The organism is Pantoea sp. ICBG 985 (assembly GCF_002928365.1).
Taxonomy (GTDB): Bacteria; Pseudomonadota; Gammaproteobacteria; order Enterobacterales; family Enterobacteriaceae; genus Pantoea; species Pantoea dispersa.
In genome coordinates this window covers 770376-797083 of record NZ_POWM01000001.1, presented here as the reverse complement: position 1 = coordinate 797083, position 26708 = coordinate 770376, and the positions used below count along the sequence as shown (strand labels likewise).

31 protein-coding genes are annotated in these 26708 nt (G+C 46.4%); 9 read left to right on the top strand and 22 right to left on the bottom strand.

Going from position 1 to position 26708, the window contains the following annotated elements; translation table 11 throughout:
• Nucleotides 1-20: 20 nt before the first annotated feature.
• The 15 genes from C1Y42_RS03930 to C1Y42_RS03860 form a co-directional block, all read right to left on the bottom strand.
• The gene (locus C1Y42_RS03930) at nucleotides 21-536 is read right to left on the bottom strand and encodes a hypothetical protein (RefSeq protein ID WP_104092847.1); all 516 of its coding nucleotides are present in this window, start codon (nucleotides 534-536) and stop codon (nucleotides 21-23) included.
• Between the two features lie 67 nt (nucleotides 537-603).
• Nucleotides 604-1647, bottom strand: a complete 1044-nt coding sequence (locus C1Y42_RS03925) for an acyltransferase (protein WP_158251391.1) — start codon at nucleotides 1645-1647, stop codon at nucleotides 604-606.
• 119 nt (nucleotides 1648-1766) lie between these two features.
• Nucleotides 1767-3164: an undecaprenyl-phosphate glucose phosphotransferase gene (wcaJ, locus tag C1Y42_RS03920; protein WP_021506302.1), complete on the bottom strand. Its 1398-nt coding sequence runs from the start codon at nucleotides 3162-3164 to the stop codon at nucleotides 1767-1769.
• 114 nt (nucleotides 3165-3278) lie between these two features.
• A complete protein-coding gene (locus C1Y42_RS03915) occupies nucleotides 3279-4715 on the bottom strand; it encodes a lipopolysaccharide biosynthesis protein (protein ID WP_104092845.1) in 1437 nt (478 codons plus the stop codon).
• 122 nt (nucleotides 4716-4837) lie between these two features.
• Nucleotides 4838-5692 (bottom strand): hypothetical protein, encoded by an 855-nt coding sequence (locus C1Y42_RS03910; protein WP_021506304.1) that lies wholly within the window; start codon nucleotides 5690-5692, stop codon nucleotides 4838-4840.
• Nucleotides 5693-5761: 69 nt separating this feature from the next.
• Nucleotides 5762-6751: a cellulase family glycosylhydrolase gene (locus C1Y42_RS03905; protein ID WP_104092844.1), complete on the bottom strand. Its 990-nt coding sequence runs from the start codon at nucleotides 6749-6751 to the stop codon at nucleotides 5762-5764.
• Nucleotides 6752-6786: 35 nt separating this feature from the next.
• Complete coding sequence (locus tag C1Y42_RS03900) at nucleotides 6787-7659, bottom strand: glycosyltransferase (protein ID WP_021506306.1); 873 nt, start codon at nucleotides 7657-7659, stop codon at nucleotides 6787-6789.
• Between the two features lies 1 nt (nucleotide 7660).
• The gene (locus tag C1Y42_RS03895) at nucleotides 7661-8767 is read right to left on the bottom strand and encodes a glycosyltransferase (protein WP_058757645.1); all 1107 of its coding nucleotides are present in this window, start codon (nucleotides 8765-8767) and stop codon (nucleotides 7661-7663) included.
• Nucleotides 8768-8791: 24 nt separating this feature from the next.
• Nucleotides 8792-9838 carry an EpsG family protein gene (locus tag C1Y42_RS03890; protein WP_021506308.1) on the bottom strand — a complete coding sequence of 349 codons (1047 nt, stop codon included), beginning with the start codon at nucleotides 9836-9838 and terminating at the stop codon, nucleotides 8792-8794.
• Nucleotides 9839-9932: 94 nt separating this feature from the next.
• Complete coding sequence (locus tag C1Y42_RS03885) at nucleotides 9933-12107, bottom strand: polysaccharide biosynthesis tyrosine autokinase (protein WP_104092843.1); 2175 nt, start codon at nucleotides 12105-12107, stop codon at nucleotides 9933-9935.
• Nucleotides 12085-12558, bottom strand: coding sequence for a protein tyrosine phosphatase (locus tag C1Y42_RS03880; protein WP_058757644.1), 474 nt, complete (start codon nucleotides 12556-12558; stop codon nucleotides 12085-12087). The genes C1Y42_RS03885 and C1Y42_RS03880 overlap by 23 nt, the downstream gene beginning before the upstream one ends.
• A gap of 5 nt (nucleotides 12559-12563) precedes the next feature.
• The gene (locus C1Y42_RS03875; protein ID WP_031279219.1) at nucleotides 12564-13700 is read right to left on the bottom strand and encodes a polysaccharide export protein; all 1137 of its coding nucleotides are present in this window, start codon (nucleotides 13698-13700) and stop codon (nucleotides 12564-12566) included.
• An 80-nt stretch (nucleotides 13701-13780) separates the two neighbouring features.
• Nucleotides 13781-14281 carry a helix-turn-helix transcriptional regulator gene (locus tag C1Y42_RS03870; RefSeq protein WP_021506312.1) on the bottom strand — a complete coding sequence of 167 codons (501 nt, stop codon included), beginning with the start codon at nucleotides 14279-14281 and terminating at the stop codon, nucleotides 13781-13783.
• A 43-nt stretch (nucleotides 14282-14324) separates the two neighbouring features.
• Nucleotides 14325-14597 carry an exopolysaccharide production protein YjbE gene (yjbE, locus tag C1Y42_RS03865; protein WP_370445681.1) on the bottom strand — a complete coding sequence of 91 codons (273 nt, stop codon included), beginning with the start codon at nucleotides 14595-14597 and terminating at the stop codon, nucleotides 14325-14327.
• A gap of 185 nt (nucleotides 14598-14782) precedes the next feature.
• Complete coding sequence (locus tag C1Y42_RS03860) at nucleotides 14783-15484, bottom strand: hypothetical protein (RefSeq protein WP_058757643.1); 702 nt, start codon at nucleotides 15482-15484, stop codon at nucleotides 14783-14785.
• A gap of 862 nt (nucleotides 15485-16346) precedes the next feature.
• Here C1Y42_RS03860 and C1Y42_RS03855 point away from each other — a divergent pair.
• From C1Y42_RS03855 to C1Y42_RS23955, 6 genes are all read left to right on the top strand, one after another.
• Entirely contained in the window at nucleotides 16347-16928 is a 582-nt protein-coding gene (locus C1Y42_RS03855) for a LuxR C-terminal-related transcriptional regulator (RefSeq protein ID WP_058769665.1), read from the top strand.
• 228 nt (nucleotides 16929-17156) lie between these two features.
• Nucleotides 17157-17669, top strand: coding sequence for a GNAT family N-acetyltransferase (locus C1Y42_RS03850; RefSeq protein WP_021506315.1), 513 nt, complete (start codon nucleotides 17157-17159; stop codon nucleotides 17667-17669).
• A 274-nt stretch (nucleotides 17670-17943) separates the two neighbouring features.
• On the top strand, nucleotides 17944-18111 hold the full coding sequence (locus tag C1Y42_RS03845) for a general stress protein (protein ID WP_021506316.1): 168 nt from the start codon (nucleotides 17944-17946) through the stop codon (nucleotides 18109-18111).
• 185 nt (nucleotides 18112-18296) lie between these two features.
• A complete protein-coding gene (locus C1Y42_RS03840) occupies nucleotides 18297-18494 on the top strand; it encodes a hypothetical protein (RefSeq protein ID WP_031279223.1) in 198 nt (65 codons plus the stop codon).
• The gene (locus C1Y42_RS03835; protein ID WP_104092842.1) at nucleotides 18494-19279 is read left to right on the top strand and encodes a hypothetical protein; all 786 of its coding nucleotides are present in this window, start codon (nucleotides 18494-18496) and stop codon (nucleotides 19277-19279) included. Before C1Y42_RS03840 ends, C1Y42_RS03835 begins: the two co-directional genes overlap by 1 nt.
• A 78-nt stretch (nucleotides 19280-19357) precedes the next feature.
• A complete protein-coding gene (locus C1Y42_RS23955; RefSeq protein ID WP_255412066.1) occupies nucleotides 19358-19480 on the top strand; it encodes a hypothetical protein in 123 nt (40 codons plus the stop codon).
• Between the two features lie 46 nt (nucleotides 19481-19526).
• On the opposite strand, the gene C1Y42_RS03830 is transcribed toward C1Y42_RS23955, so the two are convergent.
• Entirely contained in the window at nucleotides 19527-21878 is a 2352-nt protein-coding gene (locus C1Y42_RS03830; RefSeq protein ID WP_104092841.1) for a phosphoketolase, read from the bottom strand.
• Nucleotides 21879-22159: 281 nt separating this feature from the next.
• Here C1Y42_RS03830 and C1Y42_RS03825 point away from each other — a divergent pair, with 281 nt between their 5' ends.
• Nucleotides 22160-22459, top strand: coding sequence for a hypothetical protein (locus C1Y42_RS03825; RefSeq protein WP_021506321.1), 300 nt, complete (start codon nucleotides 22160-22162; stop codon nucleotides 22457-22459).
• Between the two features lie 193 nt (nucleotides 22460-22652).
• Nucleotides 22653-22853 carry a hypothetical protein gene (locus C1Y42_RS03820; RefSeq protein WP_058769662.1) on the top strand — a complete coding sequence of 67 codons (201 nt, stop codon included), beginning with the start codon at nucleotides 22653-22655 and terminating at the stop codon, nucleotides 22851-22853.
• Between the two features lie 30 nt (nucleotides 22854-22883).
• Here the strand turns inward: C1Y42_RS03820 and C1Y42_RS03815 are convergent, their stop codons facing one another.
• The 6 genes from C1Y42_RS03815 to C1Y42_RS03790 form a co-directional block, all read right to left on the bottom strand.
• Nucleotides 22884-23150, bottom strand: a complete 267-nt coding sequence (locus tag C1Y42_RS03815; RefSeq protein WP_021506323.1) for a biofilm development regulator YmgB/AriR family protein — start codon at nucleotides 23148-23150, stop codon at nucleotides 22884-22886.
• A 53-nt stretch (nucleotides 23151-23203) separates the two neighbouring features.
• The gene (locus C1Y42_RS03810; protein ID WP_058769661.1) at nucleotides 23204-23494 is read right to left on the bottom strand and encodes a hypothetical protein; all 291 of its coding nucleotides are present in this window, start codon (nucleotides 23492-23494) and stop codon (nucleotides 23204-23206) included.
• Nucleotides 23495-23658: 164 nt separating this feature from the next.
• On the bottom strand, nucleotides 23659-23904 hold the full coding sequence (ycgZ, locus tag C1Y42_RS03805) for a regulatory protein YcgZ (protein ID WP_021506325.1): 246 nt from the start codon (nucleotides 23902-23904) through the stop codon (nucleotides 23659-23661).
• Between the two features lie 473 nt (nucleotides 23905-24377).
• Nucleotides 24378-24563 carry a general stress protein gene (locus tag C1Y42_RS03800; RefSeq protein WP_071813571.1) on the bottom strand — a complete coding sequence of 62 codons (186 nt, stop codon included), beginning with the start codon at nucleotides 24561-24563 and terminating at the stop codon, nucleotides 24378-24380.
• Nucleotides 24564-24838: 275 nt separating this feature from the next.
• Complete coding sequence (locus C1Y42_RS03795; protein ID WP_021506327.1) at nucleotides 24839-25300, bottom strand: DUF421 domain-containing protein; 462 nt, start codon at nucleotides 25298-25300, stop codon at nucleotides 24839-24841.
• Nucleotides 25301-25312: 12 nt separating this feature from the next.
• Nucleotides 25313-25819 carry a hypothetical protein gene (locus tag C1Y42_RS03790; protein ID WP_104092840.1) on the bottom strand — a complete coding sequence of 169 codons (507 nt, stop codon included), beginning with the start codon at nucleotides 25817-25819 and terminating at the stop codon, nucleotides 25313-25315.
• 232 nt (nucleotides 25820-26051) lie between these two features.
• Between C1Y42_RS03790 and C1Y42_RS03785 the strand changes: the two genes are divergently transcribed.
• Nucleotides 26052-26543: a nicotinamide-nucleotide amidohydrolase family protein gene (locus C1Y42_RS03785; RefSeq protein WP_058769659.1), complete on the top strand. Its 492-nt coding sequence runs from the start codon at nucleotides 26052-26054 to the stop codon at nucleotides 26541-26543.
• The last annotated feature ends 165 nt before the right edge of the window (nucleotides 26544-26708 follow it).

Below are 26708 nucleotides of genomic sequence, written 5' to 3'. Positions count from 1 at the left end.
TTGATGAAAACTGAAAACCATCATGCCGCTATTGCGTCACACTGTATGAAATCGTTCAATGTCAGATAAAAGAGATTCCGCCTTTTCTCGAAGAATAAGCATGTCAGTTGAGATTTATACTCCTTTAGTTTTTTCATTGTAAGAAAAAGAGCATGACAGATCCGGTCATCATCCCAGCCGCGTAAAATCAACAAGAAAACCCGCATTCTGACGCTATCTTCTCTTTCTTTTAAGGGCTTTATTTTTTTGAACAGCTTCGCACCTTTAAAGAAATCAAAAATATCGTTGGTTCGCAGATCGAGGGCGTAAAATGAAACATTACAAACAAACTGCAGAATAAAAACCTCTAATTCATTGCTGTAAATAACGATCAGGTTACGGTGTTTTGGCAATGATTTATTACTGCTGAGTGCCAGCAGGAAATGGTGAACATCAAACACGAGCAGGTTGGCTCTAATAAACGGTATCTCTGACGAAAGATTTTCAATTGCACTTTCAATAAATTTATTTTGAACATGAGTGATAACTTTTCTCATATCATCACCTTTGAATTATTAATATAATTCTGACTTATCATCATTTTGAGCATCTAACCTTCAAAGATTAGCTAATAACTTGTGCCGTATTCTTTTTAATTAACCTCTTCGCTCCCCATTTTTTGGTCAACCGGCCAAGAGGCATTTCAATAAAACGATAGGTAAGCAAACCGGACATGACTGAACCTGTCAGTAACGCCACAGTGAATAATCCCGGGCTTAATAACCCCACTTTCTTTAAAACTAACGCAACAGGACTCAATATAAAGGGATGGATTAAATACAACGAGTAGGAGGAATTGCCTATATGTTCAAAAGCGCGCACAAGTTGCCCTTTACCCGCTGCAAACCACGGTTCCAGACTAAGTGAACCAAGAAAGATTAAAAACATGGGCAGGCCGGAATTGATCACCTTACCAAGCGGAAGATCTGGCGTACCGTAAAGATTATTATAAGTAACACACGCCAGACCCAGCAATATCATCAGGCATGCAGAAACCTGAGGCAGTTTGACTTTTCTGATAATCACAAATCCAAGCACACCTAGCATAAACTCAAGCAACATATCACTAAATAAAAAAACAGTCAGCGGCGTTGCTGGCTGAAGTATCAGCCCTGAAAGTGACAACACCAGAATGGTTAATGAAACACCTAAATATCTGATAGGCTTTGTATCAGTCAAAAAAATGAACGCGGCAAAGATCAGGTAATAATAGAATTCGTAGCTTAAGGTCCAGCCGTTTTGAATCAAAAACTTAACGCCATCCGGAATAAGAAAAAAAGATTGGAAAATGCCTGTCTTACCACCAGATGAATTGACCAGCTGGGGATGAACCAGGTAAATCAACAACGCAGCAAGACTCAGAACCCAATATAAAGGGATAACTCTGAGAATGCGATTAATAAGAAAATTGAGCAAGGTTATATTGTTTTTGTGTGTGGTTACGCACATAATAAAACCGGAAATAATGAAAAACAGATCTACCCCATTCCCGCCTACATGAAACCAATGCAACGAACCAGTTCCGTACTGTTGCCCTTTATGTGCAATGTGTGTTAGCACCACCATCAACGCTGCAATTCCCCTTAAAAACTGAATCGAATAAAACATGAGAACACCTATAGATAGCAAATCCGGAGACATCATCAGACGGATAGAAGCCACGCCTGATGAGGATGATATTTTTAAATGCGATTAAATGAGGATAAAAGCACAGGGATTGCGTTGTATCAATAAGCTGATTTGTTAACAAAACCTTTGAATACGGTTAAGGATATTATCTTTAAATCACCCAAAATACTCCAGCTGCGAATATATTCCAGATCCAAATCAATACGCTTTTGCATTTTGTCTAACGTATCTGTTTCACCACGCCAGCCATTAATCTGAGCCAGACCAGTAATACCAGGCTTAACCTTATGACGCAGCATATAGCCATGAATCAGCATGCGATATTGTTCATTGTGGGCGACGGCATGAGGACGTGGTCCAACGATTGACATCTCGCCACGCAATACGTTGAAGAATTGCGGTAGCTCATCCAGCGAAGTTTTACGTAAAAATTGTCCAACCCGCGTCACTCGTCTATCACCTCGCGTTGCCTGCTTCACTTCGGCATCGTTTTCCATCACGCGCATAGAGCGGAACTTCCAGACAACGATAGGTTTTCCATCGACGCCATAGCGCGTCTGTCGGAAAAGCGCCGGTCCTGGTGAGGAGAGCTTTACTGCGATCGCTACAGCAAGTAAAACCGGAGAGATTAACAATAAAATCAGTGAGGATAATACGATATCTTCAAGTCGCTTCAGGACCCGGTTGATGCCATCAAATGGTGTATCTACTAATGGCACGACGGGAACGCCATTGATGTTCTCAGGATAAGATTGCAGAATGTTGAACGCTGAAACATCGGGTACTAGCAATACTGAACAGGTAGTATCAGCAAGTTGCTTCACTAACTCACTAATTTTCCATTCGTCTTTCATAGGCATCGCAATATAAATACGGTCAATCCCTCCGTCACGTGCTTCCCTGATTAATTGCGCAAAATTACCGGCATAGGGTAAACCGTTTAGATCATTAGAAATCACATCGTCATATACGCCCTTTACGGCAAAACCCAGCCAGGGAGAACGGGCAAAGCTTTTTAATAACGAAATGCCCGCAGGCATGCTGCCCGCGATGCAGACACGGCGATTGTTATAACCATACTTACGCAATGTGCCAGAAACGTAACGGATCACTATGCGGCTGGCGGTAAATCCAATGACAGCCAACAGAAACCATTGCACCATGGCCTCAAGTGACAGAGAGAAATGCGGAAAGCAACGAAGCACCAGCCAGCTTGATGCCGCAGTCACTATCCAGTTTCTGGTGACTGACAATAGCTCAGCATAAATATGTATACCTCGCCACGAGCGATAGAAATTCGTAAAGCCTGCAATCGTCACAAAAGCAATGAAGGCCGTCATCAGTAACAATAAATATTGATCATCAAAAGCAGTGTGATGCAGAACAGAAACCAGATATAGCCCGATAAAAATAACAACCATATCAGAGAGGCGCTGGACAATAGAAATCACTGAGATATTAGAGTGAATGTGGACGCGATGCTGCAATTTATTCATAATCGTCAACCTGCCTGGTTTAGCCGTCAAATGAACTGTTGAATGAAGTTATACTCACAGGTATTTATTCTACGAGGATGATGTTAATAATTTATATTTATAAGAGAAGAGATATCAGCGCTGCAGTTTTAAGTACTGGAAAATAAATAATCGGGTACTTCTGGAGATCAAAAATAATGAACCCATATAAGTGATAACACAGCAGCTACAGATCAGTGCCAACACAAAAAAGTTTTTTATCTCAGATAAAGGGTATTCATATTCAATCGAAAAAATAGTCATCATCATTACGCCAACGGCAATGAATATTTGATAGACTTTGAGGAATACATTGATTAAATTTCCCGATATTGTTTTCATCAGAAAATGCATTAATGGAAAAAACATAAATATGTTGGCGAACATGTAAAATTCTGCAAACGTGGTTATGTCAAATCTTACGCCACACAGGAAGGTTGAAACCATAACAACCGCGTTTAAGACCCCAAGCCTTAACATGATGTTAGTTCGGTTTTTCACCATAAAAACAGCACCAGTAGTACTGAGTACTGACTGAATGATAGCAGTGGGTGCCAGCCATTTCAGTATCTCTGCAGTTTTGAGCCACTGCTCACCAAAGAATATTTTTATTATAGGAAAACTGTAATACCCAATTAACGTCATGAGCGGCGCCGTCAGAGCCAAAACAACAAAGATGGTATTGAGATAGGTTGCCTGGATACGCTTATTATCATCCTGAAAACGACTCAAAACCGGATAAAGCGATCGCGTTGCCACATATGTCATACTTTGCAAAGGAAACAGCATAATGCGGTACGCCAGGTTATATTGCCCCAGTATCGTTGCTGACATATATCGACCGATAATGAAACTATCGGTGTTTCTGGAAAAATAGTTGATGAAGTTGTACAAAGAGAGTTGCGTACTAAATGTAAAGATCTCTTTGATATCGCAGATCCGAATAAAATAACTGAGTGACGGCCGCCATTTGGATAACTGCCAAAATTGTAGTGCTGAGACCAAATTCTGAATTAATGCCTGTGCCACCAGACTGTAAACACCAAAGCCACAATTAGCCAATATGATCGCAATAATAACTGAACAAACAGATGATGTAACTTCTACTCGTGAAATTGACTTGAACTGGTTGTCTCTTTCTAATAATGCCAGGTGAGTTGCGGCGCAACTGGAAAGCGGAAAGGTTAATCCCAGCAGTATGAGAACCTGTACCAGTTCCGGTTGTTGATAGAGTAATGATAGTGGATGCGCAAGGCAGCCAACTAAAGCACACAAGAACGCCCCCAGCAGAACATTAAGCCAAAAGATTGAGTTGATTAACGGGTTACTCAGCTCTTTTTTCTGAATGAGTGCCGCAGAAGTCCCGAGATCCCTTAATAAAACACCCAGATTGATGACGACCACTGCCATCGCCATGATGCCGTACTGCGCAGGGGGAATGATTTTAGCCAAATAGATCAGATTGACAACTTGCACCAGCATTTTTAAAAATTGCGATACTGCATTCCATTTGGCGTTTGACAACACACTCATCGATGCACCAACCTTTCAATTGAAATAACCACATCCGGTTTATTCCTGCCAGGCAAAGAAAAGTTAAACAATAAACACATGGTAATTCTTCCTGATCATCCTCAAAATATTATATCGACAAATCAACAACGTGGATGCTTTCCTTCAAAGTAAATTCTGAATATCAATTCTAAATTTGAGAATCTAAACCTGATAAGTTGCTGAAATGAAATCTTTAACAACCTTAAATAAATCACAAGCTTATTCTTTGAATAATATTTCCCTGATAGCACCCGGTCATAAAGTCTTTCCACTTCCTGAGAGAGTTCATTCTGCTTGTCTGTCACTGGCACTGAGGATTCAATGGTATTGACAACTTGCACACAAATTTTATATTTGGCCTTTTTCAAAATTTCCAGGCGGTTAAAAAAATTGTAATCAACACCATACAAAGCAAACCGATTATCGAACACCTCAATGTTGCACTCAGAAAATTTTTCGACCAAACTCCGGTAGATAACCAGTCCAGAATTCATGGACAGTAAATTATACTGCGAATCAATTTTCATCCCATCCGGGATTTTCCTTGTAACTTTATTTAAACGTGGATAAATGATCTGCTTTGAGATGCTGTCACGTATATTAGGTATTTGTAAATCGACCCCTTCGCTATAACAGTCGATTAAGTTACCAATGTAGTTGCCTTCTAAAAAAGAATCATAACTAAAAAAGATAAATCTATCGTATTGATAATACTCATTGAGCACGCCATTATAGATCCAGCTGAGTGGCCTGACATCAAAGAAATTTTTAACGTTGACTTTCTTAACCTGCAACCCCATATCCTGAATCTTGTCTTGATCAATCGTGCTTATTTCCCCACCGTTGTTCACAATTAGCAGTTCATCTAAACAACGCTCTGATGTCTTTAATGATTCAAGTGTATTTGATTCAAGGGCACTGCAGTCACTTAATACAACCACCATAATCGTACGCATAATAAATCCTGCATCATGAAAATTGACAATTCTTCTAGGAGAGCCGAATACTAAAAACGTAACCTACAATCATTTCTTTTCATAAAGCCAGGAAAGATATCCTCGCATAATGTCTTTCTCATTGCCTGACTCATCAAGCATACCAAAATTTGATTCATAGGCATTGTGTGGAATTTTTACGTCCTGTAACGAGTACCACCAAATGCCTTTTATGAAATCTTGTGATGCAGCCAGTTGATAATATCTTTTCGTATAAGATCTTTGCTGGAAAGGTAATAGCTTACCACGCAGTGAGTTTGAATATCCCATTTCGGAGATATACAAATCTACCTTTCGCCCCGCATTCATAGCCCGGAGATGCTGTTCGAAATCTTCAATTGCTTTAAAATCTGACTCTGGTGTATGCGTGGAATATGGGTGTATAGAAATACCATCCACGTCCTGTAATATCCCGTCCCTGAGCATCACATCTAACCAGTTAATATGGCGTTGTGACAGAGGGTTCATACTGCCTGCAATAATCACAGCATCGGGATTGTGCTGCCTGATGACTTTAGCTGCCATTTTGATCATGGTTGCATATTGATGAGCTGAAATATCATCATAACTTTCGGGATGATTTTTCATGTCGTCGTGCCACCACTCATTATAGATTTCGTAAACCACTTTTTTGCGTGGAAACTGGTCAACATTCCATGCGACAAATTTACTGAATGCCATAAGCTGATCGGCACGGACCGGCTTGTCATTTCCATACAAAGCATTGGTGTTGCCCAACACCAGGAGTGGGGTAATTCCTGCCTGCAAAGAATCGTTAACAAATTGTGACAGTTTCTCGTCAGGTATACGGTAAACCCCCTTCACCTGCTCTACCTGTCGCCATCTAAAACCGCTGCGGTAGGAATTAAAATGATATTTTTTTAGTATCTCAATGGTCTTATCGCCTTGTTCAATCATGCGTTCCGGCTGAAAGAACACCCCGGTATACATAGTGTCAGAGGCTCTGACGCAGCCACTAATAAACACGCCTAGCATTGCCAATAGACATAACTTTTTCATTATGTGACCCGGATAATGAGTTAAGAAAGTTGAATTTATTTGTTTGATTGATTTTTAAAAAGCAGGAAGGCATCAACAAGGTAAAAATAGGGTTTGCTATTAGCACGCAGTCTGGTTAAAAACAATGCGTTACTAACCTTAATACCGTAACTTACCAATTGAGCCTCCAATATATCCTGGTATTTTCCGGACACCCGATTACGTTCGCAAAACAAGGTAAAAGCACGGTTAATTTTATCCTTATTACTGAGTGTAATTCTGTTTAAATCGTGTGAGGTATCCTGAACATACAGAGATTGCCTTAACAGCTTTGCCTTCTTTTGATCGGTATTCATGAGCAGGCGATAGAAAAGGTCCATATCTTGCCATGCTGGCATGTCAGGGGTAAATTTCCCGGCATCCTTTATTCTTTTGGTATAAGTAAAACACTGATTACCTATAATATTCTTGAACAAGAGATCCTGTGGCGTTATTTCATCTGGCATTACCATATCGAGGTATCTCGTTTTTTTATACTGCCCACGTTTAGTCAATGTCAAAAAGTGAGTGTATAAAAAACTGTACTTATTTAATAAATGGCGATTTTCGACAAAGCAGGAAACCCTGCCCGGCAAAAAATAGTCATCATCATCAAGTCCGGTGATAAACTCACCCGTGGCGCTTTCAATAGCCAGATTTCTGCTGATACAGGCTCCGGAATTTACCTCTTTAAGGATGGATTTGACGCGCGGATCTTTTTTAACCAGCTCAGTTAAAAATGCCTGCGTGCCATCAGATGATTTATCATCAACGACTATCACTTCGATGTTTTGGTAGTTTTGACTAAGCACTGATTGCAAAGCACGTTTGAGCAATTCAATTCTGTTATAAGTGGGCACATAGATTGAAACCAGTGGCATATCATTCATTTCATTTTCCTTCAAAATTTCGCGAATATAGATCCAGTGTCATATTGTTCATCCTGTCTCTGGTGTAATTATCAACCAGCTTTTGCATTAATCTTTTCTTCGCGTTATCTAAATCATAAGTGTTGATTCCGGAAAGCAGACTCGCCAGCGAAGCACTGTTGCCGCAATTAAAGAAAAGCTTGCTCACTTTGTTCAACTCTTTAAACGCGACAATATCACTGGTTATGATGGGCAGGTTGAAGCTTATTGCCTCAAGCGGCACCATCGCGAAGCCTTCCCAGCGGGACGGAATAATCAGGCAATTAGCTTTTCTGTAATATTCACTGATCTGTTCTTTCTTGATCCATCCTGTATAGGTAATGGCAATTTTTTTGAACACATAGTGTGATTTGTCACTTGCCTGGTTTACCGAAGAACCCACCATGATAACGTTAAGTTTAAAATCCAGGTTTTTTTCGTCCAGGGTGCGCAGGGCCTCCATTAACGTATCGGTGCCCTTTTGATAATCAAAGCGTCCAACATACAACAGGGTATATTCATCCAGCTTATTATGTGTCAATGCATTCATTGTGCTGGGTAACTCTACCCCATTGCTGATCAAAAAAAGTTTATTGCTGGCGAACCCTTTTTCTAAAGCTTTTATGTATTCAAACTCACCAACACAGATGATGCCCTGCGTAAAGTGTGATAACACCCGCTCGCAGAACGTGAACATCAGGCGTTTTAAAAAAAAGGTATCGACCAGGAATGAAAAGCCATGGGGACAATAGATAACCCGAATTTTTCTATTGCGGAAGAATATCATTATGATTAACCGACCAATAAAGCCAGCGAAAGTACTGTGCAAATGAACAACATTTGGTTCCTGACATTTAACCTGCCGATAAAAACAAGTGGCAAACGATAACAGTCCCGAAAGTCCCCTTTTACTGCGATTAAATGTGGTGATATCAGGCCGCAAACTGGCCGAAAGCTCGGACACATGTTGCTCAGGCACTACGATGCTTAACTTTGCTACCTGGTTATTCTCTTTTTGATAACTCGCCAAACTATCCAGTACCGTGGCAACGCCACCCTTGATGGTCTCAGCAGCATGAAGCACTTTCATCGCTCATTCCTTAAATTATCGCCATTAGAAAATAGTGAACGCATCATTTAATACGTAGGGGTAAATCCCACCAATGTTGCTCGAAATCAACATGATAAAATAAACCAACGCACACAGGGAAAACGCGGCAGTAATGAGTTTATTATTTATTTTATTAATAATGATTGGCAGGATAAGCATTAAATAATAAACAAAATATTGTGCTATTCGCTGCGGTCCTGCCGGGTCAGTTCCCAGCATAGTCACCGGCAACAGTGCTGCTATTCCACATAGATAGCTACATTCCATCACACGGTATTCAATATTTTCTCTTCGTAACGCTTTACCGAATATATAAATAGCTATCGCTATCAGTACATAGAGAACAACAGTCATAAGCCCATTCCTGCCGTTTGTCGCTCCCTCGGTATAGTGCTGATAACGCTCATTACCTGCTGCCATCATAGTGATGATGAGTGAGGTGCTGAACATACCGCATAAAAAAGTGCCTAAAACCTTGAACTCCAGTCTTACTTTCGCATGACAGAGAAAATAAAAAACAAGCATCAACGCAGCACTGATATGAAACTGGCACGCTATCGCAATACAAATGGAGTATTTTAATGGTTTTTTCTCCACTAAAAACTTCAGAGCCAGAAAGCAAATCCCCATTGCGATGGTTTGCCGAACCTGGTTATATAGCGCAAAGTACAGGCCAAACGTGATATAAATATAGAGTGACAATGTATAATCAGGCGAGCGTTTTTTTAAGACCCAAAGCACCGGAAATACACACACCAAAGCCATAATAAAGAAATAAAAAGAATAATCGTTATCTATACCTCTGACCCACATTGCCAAAATCTGATATCCCTTTTCCACATCCGGATTTAGCGTTAGCGGATAGTGATTAAAAGGGAAACGAAAGTCTCGCGTGTAGCTTTTAGCATCCGTGCCAATAGTATAATCCCGCAATGCAGCAATAAGTGTTAATACCAGCAATGGAAAAATAACCGAGCGACCACTTAATGCTTTATCCTGAATGTAAACAAAAGACACGCAAAAAATAGCAGCAAGTAAATATATCAACATAAAATTTCCCGGAGTTTCAGTTTTATTTTTCCACTGAACTTATCTTTGATTAGCTACCAGATGCTCTTTAATCCCTTTTTTAATGCCTGTGAAGTTACCTGGTCTCATCGTATGCGTAAGTATTATTCCCATAACCGTAGGTATAATAATTCCTGAAACTATTAGTGATCATATTGAGTACGCAAGCCTGTACAGTGATATTGCACTGAGTGAAACGTTTAATACTCAGTTCAATTTCGCGCACAGTGTTAGTTTGATAACGCGCCACCAGCAGTAACGTCCCAATGTGTTTTCCAATCAGCACTGCATCGGTAACAGCCAATACAGGCGGTGTATCGATAATCACAAGATCATAATTGTTTGACGCCCATTTTATGAGCTCCGGCAGAATCGGCCCCATCAATCTTTCTGCTGGATTAACCGGGGTTTTTCCTCGTGGTAAGAAATCAAAATCGTAATTATCTTTTTGGACGCGGGTTATCGCCGTTGGAAATGGTGCCTCTCCCGAAAGCACTTCAGCCAGTCCCGTTGCGTTGCTGACCCCGAACACCTTGTGTCCAGTACCCCGGCGCATATCGGCATCAATTAACAGTACTCTTTGCCGCGTCAGCGACATAATGGCAGCGAGGTTTGAGCTAATAAATGTTTTACCCGCCTCTGGTGTTGCGCCAGAGATCATCACCACATTATTATTCGCCTCCTGCATATTGAAATGTAGACTGGTGCGTAAGCTACGAATTGCCTCAATGGCGAGATCCGCTGGATTCTCGGCTGCTAAAAAGTTGAAACTATTTTTCCCCTGCTGGCGGAACGACTTTATACGACCGCCAGGTGTGCTTTTTAACCACTCAGATTTAGGGATACTGGCATAAACATGCAATCCCGCCTGTTCGAGTTGATCGGCTGAATCAATCCCGCGATGAAAGAAAATCCGCAGCAGTATCACGCTAACCGAAAGAATAAACCCGAGCACAGCGCCAGCCAGGGTCAACAGAATTTTCTGCGGCCGGACGGGTTTTGGGGCCGCGACAGCAGCATCAACAATTCGCACATTGCCAATCGCACTTGATTTCGCAATGCTCAACTCCTGCTGGCGATTCAGTAATTGCATATAGACTGCGCGACCTGACTCCACATCGCGGCTGAGACGCAGCACTTCCTGCTGAGTTGATGGCATTAACGATACTTGTTTAGTTAATTTCGCTTTCTGCTGCTCCAGGGTGCTTCTTTTTTCCAGCAACGCTTTATAGGTGGGGTGCTCTTTTGTATAGAGTTGCGAGACTTCAGCCTCACGGAAGGTCAATTCGTTTAGCTGATTATCGACATTGACCACCTGATCGAGAACTGACTTCGCTTCTAACGATAGATCCACCGAGTCTTTCTGCTGGCGGTAAGCATTTAACTTATCTTCAGCATGATCGAGTTCGCTACGCACCTGCGGTAACTGCTGATTTAAAAACTGGAGACTCTTCGCATCCTGAGCGGCTTCACGATCAATATTTTGCGCCAGATAGTGGTAGCTCAGGTTATCGAGAATCCTGCTAATCTTCTCTTTATCATCACCTGTCAGCTCAAGCTCGAGCATCCCGGTATCTTTACCCTGATCAGCCACCGTCAGAATTGACTGCAATCTATCCACCGCAGCCAGTCGGGTGTACTCCTTTACGATAAAGCGTTCCCCCGGCTGGGCATTAATCTGTTCAACTAACAGTGAGAGTCCTGCCTTGTTTAATGGCTGACCGACGCGGCCGGTTGCAGTTTGATCATCATAGTCAACGCTAAAATTCTGACTATCGATAACGGTTATCACCGCTTTACCGGGTTCGATGTCTGTAGTGGTGGATAGACGCAGTTTTGCGACAGTCAACGTGCCCGCCTCTTCCCCTGACAATCTTGCAATCCCTTTACCTACCAGCGGAAAGTATTTTTTATGTACCTGAATGCGTAGATTCAAATCGTCAACCGTTTGCCCTACCACCATTCTCGACTGGATCAGGGAGATTTCCGGTGCCGATATGGGTTGGCTGTCGGGTAACATCTGGCTAAGACTGTCAAGAATGGCATTTCCCTGTTTCTGCTCAACCTGTATTAACGCATCAGCCCGGTAAACCGGCGTCGCCAGCAATCCATACAGTACAGCCAGTAACGTGCAACAGCTGGTAATGGTAATGATGAGTTTCCTGTGGTCCAATAACTCAGCAATGTATCTCCCCAGTTCGCCTTCATCCTGGCTTCTGACACTTTGCTTATTGGTCATCATTGTGGTCATCTTTATTTCCTGATTTTTTATTGCCGAGTCTACTGACCCATTGATCGCAGGCCTGAACGATCAGATTGAGCACTGATTCGTATGCGGCATCACTTTTTTTGTAAGGGTCAGGGATGTCCCGATTGCCGTTCCAGCGCCCCAACAGCATGACTTTTCCCCTTAACTGAGGTGCCATAAGGCAAATCTTTTCCAGTTGCTTCTGTTCCATGACCAGCAATAAGCCATATTGATTGGCCTCAGTGATATCGAAACGTCGGGCGATGTGCCCTTCAAGGGAAATGCCCAGTCTGGCGGCAATGCGTGCAGCGGTGGCATCAGCCGGGTGACCGACCAGCGCCTCAAGACCGACAGAGGCAATTAATTTGTGTGGAAATGCCTGTGACAAAATACGTTCTGCCATCGGTGACCGGCAGATGTTCCCAGCGCAAATGAGCAAAATTGATTCAAACATGGTGATTACCACTGGCGTATATCGCGCACAGCATCGGCAAGGTCATAGACACCACCGATGGTGGGAACCAACTGTGAGATGACACGATTCCAGCGTACAACCGGTGCAGTCGTGACATATACGATGTCATAAGGCTGCAGTTGAAATGCTGTACTCAGAACCATTGCCGCAGCATCTTTGGCATTCAATTGATAAATATTCGCCAGTTTACGGCTGCCTGTATTTTTACGTAGTGGGCGAATAACAAAGATTCCCGATGCATCTGCCATTTCTTGTGACACACCTTGTGCATTACCCAGCGCTTCAGCGAGAGTCATGCCACTTCGGTCCATTTTGAGCGTCGATTGTTTGTTCACTTCCCCCATGACAAAGATCTTGAGATCATCATTACGCGGTACGAATAAAATATCGCCGGGAGACAATAACCGGTTTTGCCGTAAATCCCCCTGCTGCATTAATGCCTGGAGGGAAATCAAACTGTCTTTCCCGTTGTGTGTCAGCACCACATTGCGCCAGTCTGCATCGGGTGCTAAGCCACCTGCAGCATTGATAGCATCCATCACGGTTAACGGGATATTGCTGATCGCCTGCTGACCGGAACGAACCACCTCGCCAGTCACATAAGCTTTTTGGGAACGGAACGCGGCAACACTGACATCCACTTGCGGGCTTTCAATGAAGGTTTTCAGGCGCGACGTTATTTCGTCACGTACCTGTTCAATTGTCCGACCAGCCACCTTAACTTTACCGATGTAAGGGTAAAAAATGGTGCCATCGGTGTTGACCCAGTTGCCAGTATCGCTGGCACTACGATACTGCCCTGCCGGTGTAGTCAATTCAGGATGGTCCCACACTGTCACCATCAACACATCGCCAATACCTATACGGTATTGGTATTGCTTAATTGCATCATCGAGTTGTGTGTTTTCACTTGAAATAACGCTTTTAGGTTTGAGAGATTCAATTAATCCGGGAGTCATAGGTATAACGCTAACATATTCATCAATATTAGTATAAGAATCCATTTGCTCTACCACATCTTTGTTATTGGTAGATAAAGTCTGCCCGGGGATTAGCGTACAAGCGGAAAGTAATGAGACAGCCAGCGCGATTGCGCATAGACGTAAAGATGATTCAATCATGAGTTAAATTATTAGCCTATTAAATAAATTAAATACCCTACTTACCTTTAATAATAAATAAACAGGCATGACAAACATCATCATAAAACTGCATTTTTAATTCCAGAGTTCTCTGGCAACGTATACAAGAGGTTTTTAAAGGCCGACATATCCCGATGAAGCATCGGCAAGTTACTCACTTTTAACTTCCTTAGAGCTGAATTCTTTTGCGCACTAATGGTTTTAGGACTTAATCCTCTCACGCGAGAAATTTCCAAAATGTTTTCGCCCTTAAGTAATGCTCTCATAACATCGATCTCTCGCGGTGTCAGATACATAGTTTGTCTCTCTGCGATTAGTTTGTATATATTATGAAGCAGAGATGTAAGACCCTGACTAAGATTATGGCTCAATATGAAACCAGCAAGAAAACTTTGAATAAAATATATATCATCAGAGTAGACACTGATGTTTTTATACATCCTTATTGTTTTTAGATCTGAACTCATTGAAATGGTTACACCTTCCAGTCCCGCTTTATGAATTTTGAGCAACTCGCTTAGCCCCAGATTAAAATAATGGTCTTCGGATAAGATCCTCATGTCTTTTAACCTCAGTAAAATTCCGTCTGACCTTGAATCGTCGTTACTTCCCAGGGATGGTGCTTGTCGTCGTTGTTGTGCTCGTGTTACTCCCTCCTGCATTCAATGTTGCCAGGGCGACTCCCGTCAGCACTGATATTGCAGAAATCCCGATAGCAAGTGAGCTACCCACTGCGTAGGCTGTAGCAGCATCTCCGGCCGCTACACCATTATTCTGAATATAAGCGGCTCTATCTTTACTGTTAACGTCTTCCGCGATCGCGTTCTTGCTGACAACTACCGCCATCAGAAATACAACAATTAATGAATTCCTCATGATCTTCCCTTTTAAGGTGAGATAAAATTAAGTGAGCTGTAGTAATTTCGGATACGCTACCGCCCCTGGTTTACTGGCACCAATGACCTTTGAAACAAAGCTATTCTTTCCACTTATTTTTACTAACTTAAAATTTAAATACATGCTGCAGTATTTATGGGATACAGAACTTGCAAAGCTAATGGTTATTTGAAATGAATATCAAACCAGGTATCAAGCTGCTCTATCTCTTCCAGAGGCACACTTTTAAAACACTGTCCCTGCATGGCGCTGATCTCTTTTTCAAGAGAAACAATTTCACTTTGATCGCTTATATCGGCAACGATAATAAAGTTGCAGTAGCGCATGACATTTTTAGTGATCACCGGCCATATGACAGATTTAGAATAAGCATTAAAAAAATCGCTGCTTATTCTCACCCCGTCATACAACTTTTCCTGTAAAGCCTTTAGATTCGCGCTGCCCGATCCAAGATCTCCCAACCATAAAATATAATTATTGGATAGAATTTCCAGCAGACGATTATTTTTCCCATCAGAGAGATTCGGGAAATCTTCCGAAATTTCTAAACGTAAAAAAGGCTGTAGTTTTGCTAAGGATGCAATTTCAGCATCCTGTATTAAAAGGCACGCCCTCTCGAAATCAATTTCAATGGAGCATAAAATACCCTTACTCAGGAAATACTCTTTTTTTTTCTCGATCAGATTTAGTTGTTCCCTCAACAGCTCTGCTGTTGTCCTTCCATCTCCCCAATACCCGAAGAGTTTCCCTGGTAAGGCACGCTTCTTTCGAATCCTGACCGCTAGCACCATGCCGTCTCTTCCAACAATCGGCTCAGCAAACCATCCGCGACCTGCATTACAGATTAGTGATTCGGAATGATACATATGCAGCATATTCCATAATGAGCATCAGATTGTTCTCATTTTATGATCACTTTAACCAATCAATAAACCACTTATGATCGGAATAAACTATGTTTTTACCTATCAAATTTGAGATTTTGATCGAGAAATCCATTTTAAACTGCAATTATCAGATTAATAATCCACAAATAATTGAAAATATAGTTATATATATTATTAAATATATTAATAATGACTTATTATTCTGGCAAATAACCATTACCACAAATAATACAAGCACTTAATCAGGCGCTTCTGTGATGGCTTTTCACTTATATCCATACGAATAGTCAGTTATTTAATAAAAACAATCGACAGGAGAACCCTGACAGGATTCATTTAAGAATGGATGCCTGATTAAAAAGCATAAATAACCTTTACGTTTTTATAACGCCGGGTAAATATCATTTTTAAAACCCTTCCCTCATCTATCAATTCGAGTAGTCATTTAAGCTCAGCGTCATGCTAATACTTTGACATGTGAAAACTTTGAAAGATTCTGCACGATTACCATGGTACTCAACCGTTACTCATTAATTTTATCCAGGTAAGAAAGGGTGAACACAACCTGAGGTCCGATCCTTACGCACAGCAGATGACGCATCCTGTCGTCACGCAACTTTCCGACGTTGATGTTTGTGCCATTTGTACTTGTTTGATTGTTCCCGGCAGGTTGCATTTACAATTTCGCTACCTGGCTGCTTTTAAGAGATCCCCGCCCCTGCAGTCCACCCGCCATCCCAGACATTTCTCAGCCTTTTCCTACAACCTGACGCAGGCCGTCTGATATCGGCTCAGCGCGGTTTCCGTTCAAATGGGTTAACCGCGAGCACAGGAGGAAACAATGCTGAACATCTTCACTATGGATAGCGACCGCTGGATTACGGAAGGTCTGCGCCTCTACTTTTCCGGGCAGATGATAAGCTGCCTGACGCTCACCTCGCCGGATGACCCGATCCCTACCGGACGCGGGCGTAACGTGGTGATCAGCGAGCTGCATTTTGCCAGTAAAAACCTGGAAGAGACGCTGCGTAGCCTGCTGCTGATGCAGCTCAAAACACCGGGCGTCGAGCTGGTGATTCTCACCGACATCAGCGATGAAGCCGTACTGAATTACGTGGCCCGCCACCTGAAGAAAGCGCTGATCCTGAGTAAAAAATGCCCGCTGGCGACACTGGTCAGTGCGGTGCTGACGCCGGAAAACGTTGCCGCCGTCGCCGTACCGCACGGCAACGCCGATGTGCTGACCGAGCGCGAGTTCACGCTGCTGCGCTGGCTGGCGGGTCCGCGCCGCATGACGGAGATCGGGCATGCGCTGCACCTCAGCAATAAGACCATCAGCCACTACAAGAACACCATCTCACGCAAGCTGGGCTGTAAAAACCACATGGATTTTTACCATCGCCTTACCAGCTACGGCTTTTAATTCGCGCCACCCGCCTCAATTCAGGATGTTCAGCCCGCTGGACATCCTGCGCCTGCCTCCTTTCCCGTTAAAAAATCAAGACATTCAGCCAACATCCTTACCGTAAAAGGGATGACACCCGGTTTGATTCGCGCATAATGACGGGTCACCTGTACGGGCAGGATGCCCGCTGACATCCCCACTCTGCCGTAACGCAGGATAAAACATAAAAACTGAAGGAAGACTGGCATGGAATTCACCATACGCAACGCGCAGCCTGATGATGCCGAACTGCTGCATCAGCTGGGGCGCATGACCTACAGCGCCCACTTCAAACATATGTGGGTATCCGAAGCCGAGCTGGATGAATTCATCGACAAAGAGTACGGCCTGGCCGAACTGCGCAGCAGCCTGGTGGCCCCCAACGAAAGCTGGCTGATTGCCGAAACTAACAAACCCATCGGCTTTGCCAAAGTGACCTGGAACACGCCGGTACCGGACTCCGGCATGAGCGGTGCCCAGCTGAATAAGCTCTATCTCAATCCGCAGGAAACCGGTAAAAACTATGGCCGGCGCATGTTCGAAAGCATTATCCACGCCGCACGCGATAAGCAGGAAGGCTATCTGTGGCTGGAAGTGATGGGCGAGAACGTGCGCGCACGCAAATTTTATGAAGCCTTTGGCATGCAGCACATCAAAGACATTCCTTTTATTACTGCTTCGCAGCAGAGCATCCTGCAGATTTTAGGCATGGTTATTTAGCGTGGCTCACGGCGCCGGGTCAGCTGTCTGGCCCGGCCGGTTGAGTGCGCTGGAGTGTTTCATTTTATTACTTCACTGCTGAAAAAAGTTTAAATAAGCGCAGCGACATCGCAGAATTATTGTTATTTCAACAAACTAAGATAAAAAATAAAAACGCCTTTTTATGCGCCGTCACGCTTGCGGAAATAGCACCAGCGATTACTATTAAATACGCAACACGCACATGACAGCGCAACAACGTCATGTTATTTATTACTCATGAAGAGGATATATTATGACTCAGCATCGAGGCGGTTCAGGTAATTTCGCAGAAGATAAACAGAAAGCATCAGAAGCCGGTAAAAAAGGCGGACAGCACAGCGGCGGCAACTTTAAAAACGACCGCGAAAAAGCGTCCGAAGCCGGTAAAAAAGGCGGTCAGAGCAGCAATCGCGGCTCGTGATTAGCCGGCCAGCACAGGATGAGGCGGCCATGGCGCAGGGAGCGCGCCGTTACCCCACGGATTATTGTCTTACCCTGCGCTGATTTTCCTCACGTTTAACAGATAACTCTGAAACCGCCTGAATCTGGCAGAAAACGTTATATGATCAATTAACTATTTATTGCCTACAGGAACAGCCTGACGTGATATTGCGCTATTTTACCTCTCTTTTTTCCAGTCCGGAATCATTACTGCAGGTGATGAGCCGCCAGGATATTCGTGAATCCATTCAGGAAGGTGACCGGATTATTATTGACGAAGACGGTAACGCTTCGGTTAATCCCCTCAGTCCGCAGGTACAGCAAGACTTCGCCGATCATATTAAGCGCTTAAAGGATATCTGATGGGAACCGCGATATTTATGGTGCTGATGGTCTGCGGCTACTGGTACACCAGTCGCGATATGTCCAGCCGCCTGAAAATAAAACGCTCCTTTGGCTGGGACGTCTATTTTCTCATTGCGCTGTACGGCTGCATTTTTGTCGTTCAGGGCGTGGTCGCCACCGGCCTGGTCTGGCTGCTACTGCTGGCGGCCTCGGCCATCAATAACAGCCTGGCGCTGTCTGCCGATCTCCATGCGCGCTGGCACGTCGATTTCATGACATGGAGTTTTCTCGGCATTCAGGCACCGGTGGTGATCATGCTGGCGTTTGCCGTGCTGTTTTGTGTGTATCGTTCCAATTCCGGCAGCGCGCGGCTGACCGCCGGCAGTCGCAAAGAGCTATATCAGCGCCTGTCCCGCTCTAACGGTATTGAACAACTGCTGCTGCACTGCATGGAAGAAGGCGAACTGGCCTGGGTCACGCTGAAATCGCGCCGTATCTACATCGGCATGATTCACGCTGCCACCTTTGAATATCCCAGCACCGCCAATATCGTGCTGATTCCGATGCTCAGCGGCTACCGCGATTCGCGCACGCTGAATCTGGCGATTGAGCATAACTACAGTCGCTGGTATCACCAGCACGAGATTAGCTTTGTCTCCAAACCCAAAAGCGCGCTGGAGTTCCGTAAGGTGCTGATGGTCGACCAGATTGAAAGCCTGTCGCTGTTCGATCCGGCCAGCGCCAGCGCACTGGCTATGGGGAAACCTCAGCACACAGAGAAGCGGCAGAATGTTCCGGGCTGAGCCGCGCAGCCACCCTTTACATCCGCGCAGCTGGCAACGGTGGCGCGGGTTCACATGGTAACCGTTAAGGAGTATACAATGACCGATCGTCCCGTTCACGGCGACCAGCCGGATTACGATCCGCGTAAAAACAGCCCCGACCAGAAGCCGAAAGATGACGAAACCAGCGCGCCTGAATCCGGGGATAAACAGGCCGAATAAACCATAAACCGCCTTTTCAGGCGGTTTTTTTCGCGCCCGGGTCGGGTTAGCCCGGCCACAGCCAGTTACGTACTTCCGGCACGTCTTCACCGTATTCGCGCACATAGCGATGGTGCTCCGCGATGCGCTGCTGCAGGTCGTCGAGCAATTCAGGATGGCGATCGGCCAGGCCCGGCACATGCAAAATCGCCGCCTGCGCCAGATGATAGCGGTCCAGCTCGTTGAGCACCGTCATATCAAACGGCGTGGTGGTGGTGCCCTCTTCGTTGAAGCCGTGCACGTGGAAATTGGCGTGATTGCTGCGCTGATAGGTCAGACGATGAATCAGGCTGGGATAGCCATGAAAGGCGAAAATTACCGGTTTGTCGCGGGTAAACAGCGCATCGAAATCTTCTTCCGACTTGCCGTGCGGGTGCTGCTGCTGCGTCTGCAGCGCCAGCAGATCCACCACGTTTACCACGCGAATGCGCAACGTGGGCAGATAGTTTCGCAGCAGATCTACCGCCGCCAGCGTCTCCATGGTGGGCACATCGCCGGCGCAGGCCATCACCACGTCCGGCTCGCCGTCATCGCTCGCCCAGCGCCATTCGCCCATACCCGCCTCACAGTGGGCAATAGCGCTGTCGATGTCCAGCCACTGCGGTGACGGCTGCTTGCCGGCGACAATCACGTTGATGCGATCCCAGGTGCGCAGACAGTGATCGCCCACCCACAGCAGGGTGTTCGCGTCTGGCGGCAGATAAATGCGCACGATATCCGCCTTTTTGTTCGCCACGTGATCGATAAAACCGGGATCCTGATGGCTGTAACCGTTGTGATCCTGGCGCCAGACGTGTGAAGACAACAGATAGTTGAGCGACGAGATCGGCTGGCGCCAGCCCAGTTTGCGCGTCACCTTCAGCCATTTGGCGTGCTGGTTAAACATCGAGTCGACAATATGGATAAAGGCTTCATAGCAGTTGAACAGCCCGTGTCGACCGGTGAGCAGATAGCCCTCCAGCCAGCCCTGACACTGATGCTCGCTGAGAATTTCCATCACCCGGCCGTCACGCGCCAGCTGCTCATCATACGGTTCGATGTCTGCCATCCAGCTGCGGCTGGTGACGTCAAAGATCGGCGTCAGGCGATTCGAGGCGGTCTCATCTGGCCCGAACAGACGGAAGTTATCGGCGTTGCGCTGAAAAATCGCGCTGAGGTAGTGGCCGAACTGCTTAGTGGCTTCGCCGCGCTGGCTGCCCGGCGCGTCGGTGTCGAGCGCAAACTCGCGGATGTCCGGCGTGTTGAGCGTGCGGCGCAGCCGTCCGCCGTTGGCATAGGGTGAGGCGCTCATGCGTTTATCCCCCTGCGGCGCCAGCGCACGCAGTTCCGGCCTGAGTTTACCTGCCTCGTCAAACAGATCTTCCGGCTGATAGCTGCGCAGCCACTGCTCTAACACCTGCCGATGCGACGCGTCTTCGCGACATGCCGCCACCGGCACCTGATGCGCACGCCAGAAATCTTCCACCTTTTTACCGTCCACCTCTTTCGGGCCGGTCCAGCCCTTCGGGCTGCGCAGTACAATCATCGGCCAGCGCGGGATCGCCTGCTCTGCCTGGCCGCTGCGTGCCTGCTGCTGATAAGCGGCAATCTTATCAAACGCGTTATCCAGCGCTGCCGCCATCTGCTGATGCATGTCGGCCGGCTCGTGCCCGCAGACAAACAGCGGCTCATAACCGTAACCGCTGAACAGCTGCTGCAGATCGTCATCACTGCTGCGCCCCAGCAGCGTCGGGTTGGCAATTTTGTAGCCGTTCAGATGCAGAATGGATAGCACCGCACCATCACGCTGCGGATTGAGGAATTTGATGCCGTGCCAGCTGGCGGCAAGCGGCCCGGTTTCGGCTTCGCCGTCACCAATCACGCAGGGTACGATCAGCTGCGGATGATCGAAAACCGCGCCAAACGCATGCGACAGCGAATAGCCCAGCTCGCCGCCTTCATTAATCGAGCCCGGCGTTTCTGGTGCCGCATGGCTGGGAATGCCTCCGGGAAACGAAAACTGCTTAAACAGCCGCTGCATACCGGCGGCATCTTCACTGACGTGCGGATAGATTTCGCTGTAGCTGCCTTCGAGCCAGCTGTTCGCCACCATGCCCGGCCCGCCGTGCCCCGGGCCGCAGATGTACAGCAGATCCACCTCGCGCTGGCGGATGATGCGGTTGAGGTGCGCATAGATAAAGTTCAGGCCGGGCGTCGTGCCCCAGTGGCCGAGCAGACGTGGCTTGATATGCCCGGGCTGCAGTGGTTCGCGTAACAGCGGGTTGGCCATCAGGTAGATTTGCCCGACGGACAGATAATTGGCGGCGCGCCAGTAGCGATCGATCAGCGCCAGTTCATCGGCGGCACTCGGATTGGTCATGCCTCTTCTCCTTTGGTTAGCCATCAGTTAACCCTAATAGAGGATAGGCGATGCTGCGAGCCAGACGGTATTTCTGCACTGTTGCTATTAACCGCTGCGCTTATTCAATCTTTCACGAAAATATAAGCGCAGCGGTAAAAGCTGTACACGTAAATATTTTTTTCATTTTGTGCACTATTTAATGGGTCGTGACCCGCAAAACTGGCGCTTTTTCACTTTTGGTCTATTGTGCCTTTTACAGGTAATACCAGTAGAAAATAGAAAAATAAAAGGATCCTAAAATGGACTATAAAATGTTCGCTAACCGACTGCAGCAGTGGCCGCAGTTACATTTTACGGCGATTGAACTGCAGCAACGCGAGATGGCCTGCGAGATCTACGCCACGGCGGCTGAGCACCAGACCATGAGCCAGCTGTTTATTTGTCGCGTCAGTGATGAAAAAAATGCGCAGGAATTAATCAGGCAGTATCGCAGCTGGCTGCATAAATTTAATCTCGGTCGCAGCAGGCGCGATAATTCCCGCCCGCCGCGCAGCGTGTCGGTGAATGTTCCGGGCGCAATAAGCGCAGCGCTAAAATAGAGTTATCGGCATGCTTAACCATTTTTTAGTTGCATGAATCTGCTACAGCAGCGTATTACTATTCGCGCAGCGTGATAACACCTGGCAATGTGTCTGACTAATAACCTGTGCCATTTTCACTGACAGCAGAAAAAGGTGTTGGGTTGTTATCACCTGTGTAACACTGTACGGATATACAAGTCCCGGAGGTGACGTGAAACAAGTTAACCGTCCTGCACCGGATCTGTATGCGCTGATAGGCATCGCGGTGACGGAATTTATCAGGGAAGGTAGCGTATTCAGGATACATGACGTGACGCAGGTGCTGCATACGATGAAAGCAGAAGCGCGTGATGAGGATTTCCGGCATCGCTGCGATGCCGCAATAAGGCTACTGGCAGATCTTATGCACTGAACCGATCCCCCCTGCGCGGGGACCACTACCTCAGGCGTCGTCTGGCGTATAACCCACCACAATTTCCAGCGTTCTGCGCAGCACACTTGCCTGCGCTTCGTCCTGTGTCGCTTCCAGCGCCATAATCAGACATAGAATGATGGATTTGTTACTGACGCGGCCTTCGCTGGCCAGCACGCTACGAATGACATCATTCAGTACCGCGGCCTCTTCACTCAATGCCACTCCGGCATCGCGAAAATGCGCCGCCAGTTCCGTGTCCGGCAGCGCAGAATAGAGAGAGTGATTCTCCGACATCGTTCTTTTCCCGTACTGTGAGCAATACAGTCAGATTATAATTTAACTGTCAGTCAGTGCTTGCGGCTGCCGCCACCCTGACCGTTGTGGCCAAACAGCGGATGCACATTATCGCGATCCGATTGTTCGCCACGCCGCTTTTGTCCAGCCGTCATGCTCGACCGGACTTCATCGATTGCCGTGCGAATCGCAGCCGCCTGCGCATCATCGCTGGCCTGCTGCTGCATAATGTGGAGCTCATCAAGCAACGCCTGGGTGGTGACCGGCCCGGAACGCTGCAGCAGCGTTAACGCCGCTTCGCCGATGATCTCATCAATAAGAGTCTGGTGTTCGCTTCTGTTCATATCATAAGAAATCTCTGCATGCTGCCTGCCCCGACCGGGAACGCGACAGAAAAACAGCGCCGCTATCCTGCGGCGCGATACAGCCCGTCACAAGTCATACATGCAGTGATACGTTATCAGAATGGCGTTTTCGTGTGTACAACCTGGACGCTTTCGCTTCGCTCTCAGCTCTCGCGTTCAAATAGCAGGCCAATCAGCTGGTGATAATGGTGCTCTTCTTCCGTGGTAGAAGCGAGCTCCAGACGACGCAGCAGCTTAGTACACAGCGATTTACGGTTCAGATTACGGCCTTCACGCAGGATTTCGACCACGACCTGGCCCAGCGTCTCCTGCTGCGAAGGCAGCGTGGCTTTGCTAAAATAGTTGGCAATCGCCTCGACTGAGTTCGGAGTGTATCCGTTCTGGCGCATAAGTGACTCCCGTTAACATTAAATTGTCAGAAAAATGTTCTGGCTAAGTTGTACAAGTTTTTCAAAATCTGTACAAGAGGATAAACAAGAGAATGGGGTTTTTTTATTGCAAAAAGTGCTACCGAAAAGTTATTAACCCATGCATAAATTGAAATTTTTTAACATCGCCAACGCCCGATCAGGTCCACATTAATAATGAGTCGATAACGTATCGCTTCGTTATCGGTGCCACCTAATCTGCCTGTTACTTATTTCCTCTCGCGCTAACAATCGTTATTGGTGGTTGCAACCGCTGCGCTTATCAGATATTACCGCGCGTCATTTTTTCGTTCCCTGCAGCACGGCAGCTGGTGATATAAAATGCGTGCGGCGCAATGGACCACTCCCTGAATTGCGCCGCTGCGTTACCGATTAAGCCGCCTCAGGGAAGCTTAACTGATTACGCTGACTGCATTTATATTAAAGAAGGCAGTTTAAGCTTCCGCCGCTGCGGTTTTGCCGCGACGACTTACTTTTCCACCGCGTCTGCCCGCTTCTACTGCCCTTTCAGGACAGTTTTTAAAATTCCCGCTGCTGACGCTGCCGCCTTTTTTACCCGCTTCGCGAGCACGCTCGGTATTTTCTGCAAAATTACCTGCACCACCACGTCGTTGTGTCATATGTCACCCCATTGATAAAAATAATTAAGTAGTTAAACGACAGAATATCTCCACACAGGAACAATATGGATGGGATTGGAGATAAAACAACATTTAATATGCATATTTGCGCTGACAAAAAGCCATGCGCAAATGGTTATTTTCACCGCTGCGCTTATAGCGGGTTGCTTGTAAAGATTTTTTTTCAAACTTGTACAAAATAATTTTAGTGGTATAAAATCAATTAATTAACAAAAGTGTGATCTTTATCACAAACAAGTATTGAGAGATTATTGCTATTTTTCAGTTTTATCTGAATTTTCCGGGATGATGGAAATATGACCGCTCACTTCCAGCACCGCGTATTTAATTTGATCGATGCGTTCCAGCCCCTGACCTGAACGCGCGGCCTCGAGGATATCTTCCCGACTGATGCCCGACATTTTTAGCCGCTGCGTTAATATCCGGCCATGCTCCACCAAAATCAGCGGTCCTCCCTCCGCCATTTGTTCGAATAGCGGAAAGCGCGCTTTGAGTTTGCCCAGCACAATATCAATAGTGATTAAGGTAATGATGGTGAGGCTGGCACCGGTAACGGAGAAGTCATCACCCAGCAATGCCTGCTGTGTGGCTTCGCTAATAATCAGCAGCAGAATCAAATCGAATGAGGTCATTTGCAGCAGTGTGCGTCGACCGGCAATTTTAAATACCACCATTAACAACAGATAAATGGCGGCTGCGCGTAATACCGTTTCCATAACGCTCTCCTTTTAGGGGTAAATCCACTGCGATACCTTTACCGGTACCTGATGATTGACGTGCACGCTCAGCGCAACCCGTCCCGCCGCCTGCGGCTGGATCCCCAGCCAGATCACATGACCTTCTGCCGCCTCGCTGGCGTAAGTAAGCTGCAGCGTGTTATCCCGCGTGATGGCCTGCTGTGGCTGTGGCTGTAGCGTCTGGATCTGCAAATCGTCTAACGCGCCGCTGCCTAGCGTGACGGTGAAACGTTCGCCGCTCTGCGGTGCCACGCGAATCCGCAGGTTCATATTGCTGTCGATGCGACCAAAACGTTCATAGCGCAGGCTGACGGAACCATCAGCCGACTGCGCCTGCCCGTCACTTAATATGCCTTTGGAAAACAGCCCGCAGGCACCCAGGATCACAATCACCATCAGCACGTATTCACCGATACGCTGTATAACACTCTCCCTGCGTTGCCAGCGCATATCCTCCTGTACCGGATAATCACGGCTGGCTAACTCATCTTTCTTCATGGCGTTATTCCTCTTACAGTTAATTAGCTGACATCTTATCGCTACGGTTATTTCCTCTTCGTCCTGAATTTTAAGCTTAACGGTAAACGCCGGGATCCTTGATAACAGTTTAATTCGGCTAAGCAGCGGTGCAGAAATTACGCCTATAATTCGGATGCCCGCCGCTGGCAATGCCTGTGAGCAGCGCCAGAGACGGGGTTTATTAATTTTACTCTGACAAGGAATACAGAATATGGATGAAGAACTGGTTAATTTAGCGACCGAAGTGGGTAATAAATTACTGGCCGCCGGCCTGAGCGTCACCACCGCCGAATCCTGCACCTCTGGCTGGGTCGGTTCCGCGCTGGCGGCCGCCAGCGACAGCAGCCGCTTTTACAGCAGCGGCTTTATTACTTACACCAATCAGGCGAAGCAGCGCGTGCTGGGCGTCAGCGCGGAGACGCTGGCGCGTGACACCGCCGTCAGTGAAGCCGCGGTACGGGAGATGGCCTGCGGCGCGAAAAAGCTCTCCGGGGATACGCTGGCTATTGCCGTCAGTGGCTATGCCGGCCCGGACGGCGGTGAGGACGGCACGCCAGCCGGCACCGTGTGGTTTGCATGGTGTCTGGCAGATGGCAGCGTGCACACCAGCCGGCAATGGTTTTCAGGTGAAGGTGAAGAAGTGGTGCGCAAAGCAACCCTTTTTAGTCTGGCGGAATTGAACCGTCTGCTCGACGCTATTTAGCGCCGCTTCGCCGTTCAATGATTAAACGTAAATAAATAAGCCGGGCGGATAAAATTCCCACCGGAGGAAAATGTGTTGAGCATAAATAATCATCAGGCGGGTTAAAAGCGAGACCGTAATATGGACCGGCTCGCTAAAAATAGCGTGGTTATTTTACACCACAAT

Coding starts and splice junctions, on each gene's coding strand:
- C1Y42_RS03930 (WP_104092847.1), bottom strand. CDS start 536: ATGAGAAAAGTTATCACTCATGTTCAAAATAAATTTATTGAAAGTGCA.
- C1Y42_RS03925 (WP_158251391.1), bottom strand. CDS start 1,647: ATGTTTTATTCGATTCAGTTTTTAAGGGGAATTGCAGCGTTGATGGTG.
- wcaJ (WP_021506302.1), bottom strand. CDS start 3,164: ATGAATAAATTGCAGCATCGCGTCCACATTCACTCTAATATCTCAGTG.
- C1Y42_RS03915 (WP_104092845.1), bottom strand. CDS start 4,715: ATGAGTGTGTTGTCAAACGCCAAATGGAATGCAGTATCGCAATTTTTA.
- C1Y42_RS03910 (WP_021506304.1), bottom strand. CDS start 5,692: ATGCGTACGATTATGGTGGTTGTATTAAGTGACTGCAGTGCCCTTGAA.
- C1Y42_RS03905 (WP_104092844.1), bottom strand. CDS start 6,751: ATGAAAAAGTTATGTCTATTGGCAATGCTAGGCGTGTTTATTAGTGGC.
- C1Y42_RS03900 (WP_021506306.1), bottom strand. CDS start 7,659: ATGAATGATATGCCACTGGTTTCAATCTATGTGCCCACTTATAACAGA.
- C1Y42_RS03895 (WP_058757645.1), bottom strand. CDS start 8,767: ATGAAAGTGCTTCATGCTGCTGAGACCATCAAGGGTGGCGTTGCCACG.
- C1Y42_RS03890 (WP_021506308.1), bottom strand. CDS start 9,838: ATGTTGATATATTTACTTGCTGCTATTTTTTGCGTGTCTTTTGTTTAC.
- C1Y42_RS03885 (WP_104092843.1), bottom strand. CDS start 12,107: ATGACCACAATGATGACCAATAAGCAAAGTGTCAGAAGCCAGGATGAA.
- C1Y42_RS03880 (WP_058757644.1), bottom strand. CDS start 12,558: ATGTTTGAATCAATTTTGCTCATTTGCGCTGGGAACATCTGCCGGTCA.
- C1Y42_RS03875 (WP_031279219.1), bottom strand. CDS start 13,700: ATGATTGAATCATCTTTACGTCTATGCGCAATCGCGCTGGCTGTCTCA.
- C1Y42_RS03870 (WP_021506312.1), bottom strand. CDS start 14,281: ATGAGGATCTTATCCGAAGACCATTATTTTAATCTGGGGCTAAGCGAG.
- yjbE (WP_370445681.1), bottom strand. CDS start 14,597: ATGAGGAATTCATTAATTGTTGTATTTCTGATGGCGGTAGTTGTCAGC.
- C1Y42_RS03860 (WP_058757643.1), bottom strand. CDS start 15,484: ATGTATCATTCCGAATCACTAATCTGTAATGCAGGTCGCGGATGGTTT.
- C1Y42_RS03855 (WP_058769665.1), top strand. CDS start 16,347: ATGCTGAACATCTTCACTATGGATAGCGACCGCTGGATTACGGAAGGT.
- C1Y42_RS03850 (WP_021506315.1), top strand. CDS start 17,157: ATGGAATTCACCATACGCAACGCGCAGCCTGATGATGCCGAACTGCTG.
- C1Y42_RS03845 (WP_021506316.1), top strand. CDS start 17,944: ATGACTCAGCATCGAGGCGGTTCAGGTAATTTCGCAGAAGATAAACAG.
- C1Y42_RS03835 (WP_104092842.1), top strand. CDS start 18,494: ATGGGAACCGCGATATTTATGGTGCTGATGGTCTGCGGCTACTGGTAC.
- C1Y42_RS23955 (WP_255412066.1), top strand. CDS start 19,358: ATGACCGATCGTCCCGTTCACGGCGACCAGCCGGATTACGATCCGCGT.
- C1Y42_RS03830 (WP_104092841.1), bottom strand. CDS start 21,878: ATGACCAATCCGAGTGCCGCCGATGAACTGGCGCTGATCGATCGCTAC.
- C1Y42_RS03825 (WP_021506321.1), top strand. CDS start 22,160: ATGGACTATAAAATGTTCGCTAACCGACTGCAGCAGTGGCCGCAGTTA.
- C1Y42_RS03815 (WP_021506323.1), bottom strand. CDS start 23,150: ATGTCGGAGAATCACTCTCTCTATTCTGCGCTGCCGGACACGGAACTG.
- C1Y42_RS03810 (WP_058769661.1), bottom strand. CDS start 23,494: ATGAACAGAAGCGAACACCAGACTCTTATTGATGAGATCATCGGCGAA.
- ycgZ (WP_021506325.1), bottom strand. CDS start 23,904: ATGCGCCAGAACGGATACACTCCGAACTCAGTCGAGGCGATTGCCAAC.
- C1Y42_RS03800 (WP_071813571.1), bottom strand. CDS start 24,563: ATGACACAACGACGTGGTGGTGCAGGTAATTTTGCAGAAAATACCGAG.
- C1Y42_RS03795 (WP_021506327.1), bottom strand. CDS start 25,300: ATGGAAACGGTATTACGCGCAGCCGCCATTTATCTGTTGTTAATGGTG.
- C1Y42_RS03790 (WP_104092840.1), bottom strand. CDS start 25,819: ATGAAGAAAGATGAGTTAGCCAGCCGTGATTATCCGGTACAGGAGGAT.
- C1Y42_RS03785 (WP_058769659.1), top strand. CDS start 26,052: ATGGATGAAGAACTGGTTAATTTAGCGACCGAAGTGGGTAATAAATTA.